A 6216-nucleotide genomic window follows, 5' to 3' on the forward strand; every position below is an offset into this window, starting at 1 on the left:
CCCGTGCGTCAGGCGAGGGGCTGGTCGAGCACGCCGAGCGCGCCGGAGCGGGCACGCAGCGCCGCGTACCAGCGCTCCAGGTGCGGCCGCGCGGGCCGCTCCTGCGGCAGGCCCCACCAGCGGTGGATCTCGCAGCCCACGGGGATGTCGGCCATCGTGAAGCGGTCGCCCGTGAGCCAGGCATGCCGCGCGAGGTGCGCGTCCAGCATCTCCATCAGCGGCTCGGTGGCGGCCACCGAGCGGGCGATGGCCGCGGCATCGCGCTGCGCGGCGGGCGTGCGGATCCACTGCAGGAACGCATCGCGCCCGGCGGGGTTGAGCGTGGTCTGCTGCCAGTCCATCCACTGCTCGGCCTGGAAGCGGGCGGGCAGGTCCTCGGGGTAGAGCGTGCCGGGCGCGTGGCGCGCGCAGAGGTAGCGCACGATGGCGTTGGACTCCCAGAGCGCGAAGCCGTCGTCCTCGATCAGCGGCACCAGCCCGTTCGGGTTGAGCGCGAGGTAGGGTGCCTCGCGCACGAGCCCGAACTGGCCGCCCGCGTCGGTGCGCTGCAGTTCCAGCCCGAGCTCCTGCGCGGCCCAGACGACCTTGCGCACGTTGATGGACGACAGCCGTCCCCAGAGTCTCAGCATGGCCTCAGGCCCCCACGGCCTGCGGCAGGCGTGCGCGGATGGCAGCGGCCAGCGCGGCGATGCCGGTCTGGATCTGCTGCGCGCTGGAGGTGACGAAGGACAGCCGCAGCGTGCGCGCGTCGGCGTTCTCGGCGTAGAACGCCGCGCCGGGCACGAAGGCCACGTTGCGCTCCACGGCCTCGGGCAGCAGGTCCAGCGCGCTCATGCCCTCGGGCAGGCGCACCCAGAGGAACATGCCGCCGTCGGGGCGGTTCCAGGTCACGCCCAGGCCCTGCATCTCGCCCTCCAGCGCGGCGAGCATGGCGTCGCGCTGCTGCTTGTAGAGCGCGCGGATGGTGGGTACGTGGCGGTCCAGGAAGCCGCCCTTCATCACCTCGGCCACCATGCGCTGGTTGAAGCCCGGCGTGTGCAGGTCGGCCGCCTGCTTGGCCTGCAGCAGCTTGGGGTAGATGGCGCGCGGCGCCACCACGAAGCCCAGGCGCAGGCCGGGCGCGAGCACCTTGGAGAACGAGCCCAGGTAGATGCAGCCCTCGGGGTTGCGCGCGGTGAGCGGCAGCGGCGGCGGCTGGTCGAACCAGAGGTCGCCGTAGGGGTTGTCCTCCACCAGCGGCAGGCCGAGTTCGGCGGCCTTGGCCGAGAGCGCGGCGCGGCGTGCCTCGCTCATCGTGCGGCCCGTGGGGTTCTGGAAGTTGGGCAGCAGGTACATGAAGCGCGCGCGGTCGGCGCCCGTGCCCATCTTGGCGGCCAGGTCGTCCGCGAGCGGGCCCTGGTCGTCGCTCGCCACGCTGTGCACGTCGGGTTCCATGGGCGCGAAGGCCTGCAGCGCGCCGAGGTAGGTGGGTGTCTCCACCAGCACGCGGCTGCCCTCGTCGATGAGCACCTTGGCCACGAGGTCCAGGCCCTGCTGCGAGCCGGTGGTGATCAGCACCTGGTCGGGCGAGACGTCCCAGGGCAGGAAGTCGGCCACGGCCTCGCGCAGCGGCAGGTAGCCCTCGCTCGCCGCGTACTGCAGCGCCGATGCGCCATCGTCCCCCAGCACCGAGGCGCAGGCCTGCGCGAACGCGTCGATGGGGAAGGTCTTGGGGGAGGGCAGGCCGCCGGCCAGGCTGATGATGCCGGGCTTCTCGGTCACTTTCAGGATCTCGCGGATCACCGAGGGGTTCATCTTCGCGGCGCGTCGGGCCAGGGTCCAGTTCGTCATGGATGTCTTCTCCAGTGGCGCGCCGGGGGAGCGGCGCGGCCTTGTGTCGTGTCGTCGTTGTCGTGAAAAGCCGTCGTGCGGCCGGGAGGCGGGGCAGGGGTGGCCCCGCCGGGGAAAGAGCTTAACTGCGCGGCGCACTCCCTCCGGCCGCGGGGGCCGGTGTGGTGGCGGGCGAGGGCTTGAGGGGCGCGCGGCGGCCGATGAACACGGTGGCCATCACCGCCAGCCCGAAGCCCAGGCTCGTGGCGTCCAGGCGCTCGCCCAGCAGCGGCACCGCGAAGAGCATGCCCAGGAACGGCTGCACCAGCTGCACCTGGCTCACACGCACCGTGCCGCCCAGGGCCAGGCCGCGGTACCACGCGAAGAACCCCAGCCACATCGAGAACACCGACACGTAGGCCAGCGCTCCCCAGGCCGAGGGCGCCACCGGCGCGGCGGGCCAGCTCCAGGCCGCGATCGGCAGCGTGGCCGGCAGGGCCAGCACCAGCGCCCAGCAGATCACGGCGCTGGCGGGCATGCGCTGCGACAGCCGCCCGCCGAAGCCGTAGCCCACGGCCGCGCACAGCACGGCGCCCAGCAGCAGCCCGTCGGCCGGGTGCAGCGACAGCCCGCCGCCCGAGCGGCGCAGCGCGAAGGCCACGACCAGCGCGGTGCCCGCCAGCGCGCACAGCCAGAAGCGCGGCGTGGGCCGCTGGCGGTGCAGCAGCGCGCCCACCAGGGCGGTGGCGAGCGGCAGCAGGCCGATGACCACGCTGGCGTGCACCGCCGGCACGTGGCGCATCGCGAGCGAGGTGAGCAGCGGGAACCCGAACACCACGCCCAGCGACGTGAGCGCGAGCGGCGCCCAGTCGCCGCGCCCGGGCAGCGGCGCGCGCTGCACCGCGAGCAGCGCGGCCGACAGCAGCCCCGCGATGGCCGCGCGGCCGATGGCGACGAAGGCGCCCGTGAACTGCGGCGCCTCGGGCGTGCCCACGGCCAGCCGCGTCATGGGCAGCGTGAAGGCGAAGATCGCCACGCCCAGCAGCCCCCAGAGCAGGCCGCTCGCCTCGGCGGAGGGGCCCGGCAGCGGTGCGGCGGCGGGCAGGGTCGGGGCGCCGCGGTTCATGCCGTCACCATCCAGGCGGCCGTGGCGGCCAGCACCAGGGCCATCGCGCGGTTGAACCAGAGCAGCCGCGCGCCCTGGGCGAGCCACTGGCGCAGCAGCGCGCCGGTGACGGCATAGAGCAGGTTGCTGCCGAAGGCGAACGCCAGCATCACCGGCACCACCACCGCCAGGCGCTGCAGGCTGTCGGGGCGGCCCGCCACCCAGCCGCCCACGATGGTGAGCGCCAGCAGCCAGGCCTTGATGTTCACGAACTGCAGCGCCGCGCCCTGCCAGAAGCCTACGTTCATGCGGGCGTCGTCGGCATCGGCGAGCCGGCCGCTCTGCGAGAGCTTCCAGGCCAGCCACAGCAGGTAGGCGATGCCCACGGCCTTGATGGCCACGCGCAGCGCCGGCACGGCCACCACCGCTGCGCCGATGCCCGCCGCGCACACCAGCAGCAGCGCCGTCCAGCCCACCGGCACGGCGCACACGAAGCGCATGGCCGGGCGCAGGCCCCGGTTGGCCGCCAGGGCCGTGGCGAGCGTGGTGTTGGGGCCGGGCGAGAAGCTCATCGCGGTGGCCAGGACCAGGAGGGCGGTGAATTCGACCAGGGGCATGGGAGGTGGTGTGGGAAGGGGGAAGTGTCAACAGCGTGTCAGGCAGCCACTGTAGGGTTGATTCCGCTACAGTCCCAGTACAGACAGAGGTACAAGAACAACGAACTGTGCCGGTGCGAGGATCGACACAGTTCGGTGTGCGCTTTCCCGGCTCCGCCCCCGTTCCGTCCACCGCCGTGCCAGAAAGGCCGCCATGCTCACCCGCACCCCCGAACGCACCCTGACCGAGCAGCTCGCCGAGCGCTTCGCCGAACGCATCCGCAGCCGGCTGCTGCCCGTGGGCGCGCGCCTGCCCTCGGTGCGCGAATGCGCGCGCCAGCAGGGCGTGAGCCCCCACACCGTGGTGGCGGCCTACGACCAGCTCCTGGCGCTCGGGCTGGTCGAGGCGCGGCGCCAGCGGGGCTTCTTCGTGCGGGATATTGCGCAAAAGCAGCCCCATGTCGCCGTCGATATTGAGCAGTCTGCTATTGAAAAAGGAGCAAATGCAGGCGCACCGCTCTCCCCGCTGGGCAAGGCCGTGCTGCCCACGTCGGGCTCGCACATCAACGCCATGACCCTCATCCGGGGCATGTTCCACCAAGCCTCATCCAACACGCCGCAGCCCGGCGCCGGCGTGTTCCCCCCCGGCTGGCTGGAGGAGGCCCGCTTCATGCCGGCGGCCGTGCGCCGCGTCACCGCCGGCCGCGCCCTGCAGGACGGCTCGCTGGTCTATGGCGAGCCGCGCGGCGACGCGGGGCTGCGCGAGGTGCTCGCGCGCCGGCTCGCGGACCTGAGCGTGCCCGTGCAGGCCGGGCAGGTCATCACCACCGTGGGCGCCACGCACGCGCTGGACATCGTGAGCCGCACCCTGCTCAAGGCCGGCGACCCGGTGATGGTGGAAGAGCCCGGCTGGTCGGTGGAGTTCGCGCGGCTCGACGCCCTGGGCATGCGCGTGCTGCCCGTGCCGCGCGGCCCCCTGGGGCCGGACCTGGACGTGATGGCGCGCTACTGCGAGGCCCATGCCCCCAAGCTCTTCGTGAGCGTGAGCGTGCTGCACAACCCCACGGGCTACAGCCTCTCGCCGGGCCATGCGCACCAGATCCTGCAGCTTGCCAACCGGCACGGCTTCCACATCGTCGAAGACGACACCTACGGCCACATCGCGCCCGACCACGCCACGCGCCTCTCAGCGCTGGACGGCCTGCGCCGCACCATCTACGTGAACGGCTTCGCCAAGATCCTCGCGCCCAACTGGCGCGTGGGCTACCTCGCCGCCCCGCCCGATCTGGTGGAGCGCCTGCTGGACACCAAGCTGCTGTCCACTCTGACCACGCCCTCGATCCTGGAGAAGGCGCTGGCGCTGTGCATCGAGCAGGGCCAGTTGCGCCGCCACGCCGAGCGCATGCGGCTGCGCCTCGCCCAGGCGCGCGCGCGCAGCGTGCAGCTCGCGCTGGAGGCCGGCCAGCGCTTCGCGGCCGAGCCCGCCGGCATGTTCGGCTGGGTGGAGACGGGCGTGGACACCGACATGCTCGCGCAGCGCATGCTCGACGAGGGCTACCTCATCGCCCCAGGCGCGCTCTTCCACGCCACCCGCCGGCCTTGCACGCTCATGCGCATCAACTTCACGACCACGCAGGACCCGGCGTTCTGGAAGGTGTTCCGGCGGGCGGCGGGACTGCAGGGGTAGCGGCCGGGGCGGGCGATGCCCTCGATCCGTGCCTGGAACGGGCAGGGGCGGCTGTGCCACTGTTTCTTTGGTGCCACGGTGCGGAATGTGGTCACCGTGATTTAGTGACTTTCCATTAAGCTGCGCGCGCCGATGCACCTGGGAAGGGCGCAGCGGCCCTGGCGCGCTGGATGGCGCGCGTGCCCATAGGCCCTGGCAGCCCTTGCCGCGGCCCGAAGAAAAAATGACAACCAGAATAAAAGCAGTCCTTGCGCTGCTGTTGCTGATCTGCGCCCAGAGCGCGTTCGCGGACAGCGTGCGGTTCGTGGTGGAGCCGAAGTTCTTCTACAACGCAGCCGTATGGTTTCGCGGCGGCGGCGGCACGCCCGGCCAGGTCGTGTACAAGGCCGAGACGGTGGAGGAGGCCTTCTCCGTGGCCGCCGAGATCTACCACTCCTCGAGTTGCAGCAGCGGGGACGATGGCAGCACGGCCTGCCGCTCTGCCGGCCCGCTGAAGCCGTCCACGGGTCTCATCAATGGGCGGATAGAAAGCTATCTGTCGGAAGGGATTCCGGACATGGGGGGCTACCGGGCCGAAGCCGTGTTCGTATCGCTGGATTACGAGTGCCCCACGATCGTCAAGCACGGCAAGAGCATCAACGTGGACCGGGGCCAGCAGCGGGAAGCCAGCGGCAACCTGCAGGTGTGGTGCGAATTCTCGCTGCCCAACGAGGACTCCTGCGACGACTGCGGCGCGCTGGGCAACCCGGTGCTGCCGAGCACGGGCCAGAAGATCCAGCCCGAGCTCGACTACCCGATGGGCAAGGACGGCCTGGTTTTCGAGCGGGTGTACCGCAGCAGCGAGGGGCAATTCCTCTCCACCCTCAACCAGGGCTGGTACGGGGACGTGGCCGGGCAGGGCAACCCGTGCTACCCGGCCTTCTGGTGGAAGGACGGCCAGCAGACGGACTACTGCTACCGGGTGCTCAACCAGCCGCACATCTGGAAGACGGGCCGGGGGCGCTTCGACATGTACGAGG

Annotated in this window: 6 protein-coding genes; 2 read left to right on the forward strand and 4 right to left on the reverse strand. The window is 71.8% G+C overall.

Annotated features, from left to right (window positions below):
- Positions 1 to 8: 8 nt before the first annotated feature.
- From AX018_RS21480 to AX018_RS21495, 4 genes are all read right to left on the reverse strand, one after another.
- A complete protein-coding gene (locus AX018_RS21480; RefSeq protein WP_111881650.1) occupies positions 9 to 629 on the reverse strand; it encodes a glutathione S-transferase family protein in 621 nt (206 codons plus the stop codon).
- 4 nt (positions 630 to 633) lie between these two features.
- On the reverse strand, positions 634 to 1830 hold the full coding sequence (locus AX018_RS21485; RefSeq protein WP_111881652.1) for an aminotransferase-like domain-containing protein: 1197 nt from the start codon (positions 1828 to 1830) through the stop codon (positions 634 to 636).
- Positions 1831 to 1951: 121 nt separating this feature from the next.
- On the reverse strand, positions 1952 to 2935 hold the full coding sequence (locus AX018_RS21490) for a DMT family transporter (RefSeq protein ID WP_111881653.1): 984 nt from the start codon (positions 2933 to 2935) through the stop codon (positions 1952 to 1954).
- On the reverse strand, positions 2932 to 3531 hold the full coding sequence (locus AX018_RS21495) for a LysE family translocator (RefSeq protein ID WP_111881655.1): 600 nt from the start codon (positions 3529 to 3531) through the stop codon (positions 2932 to 2934). Before AX018_RS21495 ends, AX018_RS21490 begins: the two co-directional genes overlap by 4 nt.
- 193 nt (positions 3532 to 3724) lie before the next feature.
- On the opposite strand from AX018_RS21495, the gene AX018_RS21500 reads away from it, so the two are divergent.
- Entirely contained in the window at positions 3725 to 5197 is a 1473-nt protein-coding gene (locus AX018_RS21500; RefSeq protein WP_111881657.1) for an aminotransferase-like domain-containing protein, read from the forward strand.
- Between the two features lie 223 nt (positions 5198 to 5420).
- A partial coding sequence (locus AX018_RS21505) for a DUF6531 domain-containing protein (protein ID WP_146749393.1) occupies positions 5421 to 6216 on the forward strand: 796 nt, incomplete at its 3' end.

This window comes from Paracidovorax anthurii (genome assembly GCF_003269065.1).
Taxonomy (GTDB): Bacteria; Pseudomonadota; Gammaproteobacteria; order Burkholderiales; family Burkholderiaceae_C; genus Paracidovorax; species Paracidovorax anthurii.

Coding starts and splice junctions, on each gene's coding strand:
- AX018_RS21480 (WP_111881650.1), bottom strand. CDS start 629: ATGCTGAGACTCTGGGGACGGCTGTCGTCCATCAACGTGCGCAAGGTC.
- AX018_RS21485 (WP_111881652.1), bottom strand. CDS start 1,830: ATGACGAACTGGACCCTGGCCCGACGCGCCGCGAAGATGAACCCCTCG.
- AX018_RS21490 (WP_111881653.1), bottom strand. CDS start 2,935: ATGAACCGCGGCGCCCCGACCCTGCCCGCCGCCGCACCGCTGCCGGGC.
- AX018_RS21495 (WP_111881655.1), bottom strand. CDS start 3,531: ATGCCCCTGGTCGAATTCACCGCCCTCCTGGTCCTGGCCACCGCGATG.
- AX018_RS21500 (WP_111881657.1), top strand. CDS start 3,725: ATGCTCACCCGCACCCCCGAACGCACCCTGACCGAGCAGCTCGCCGAG.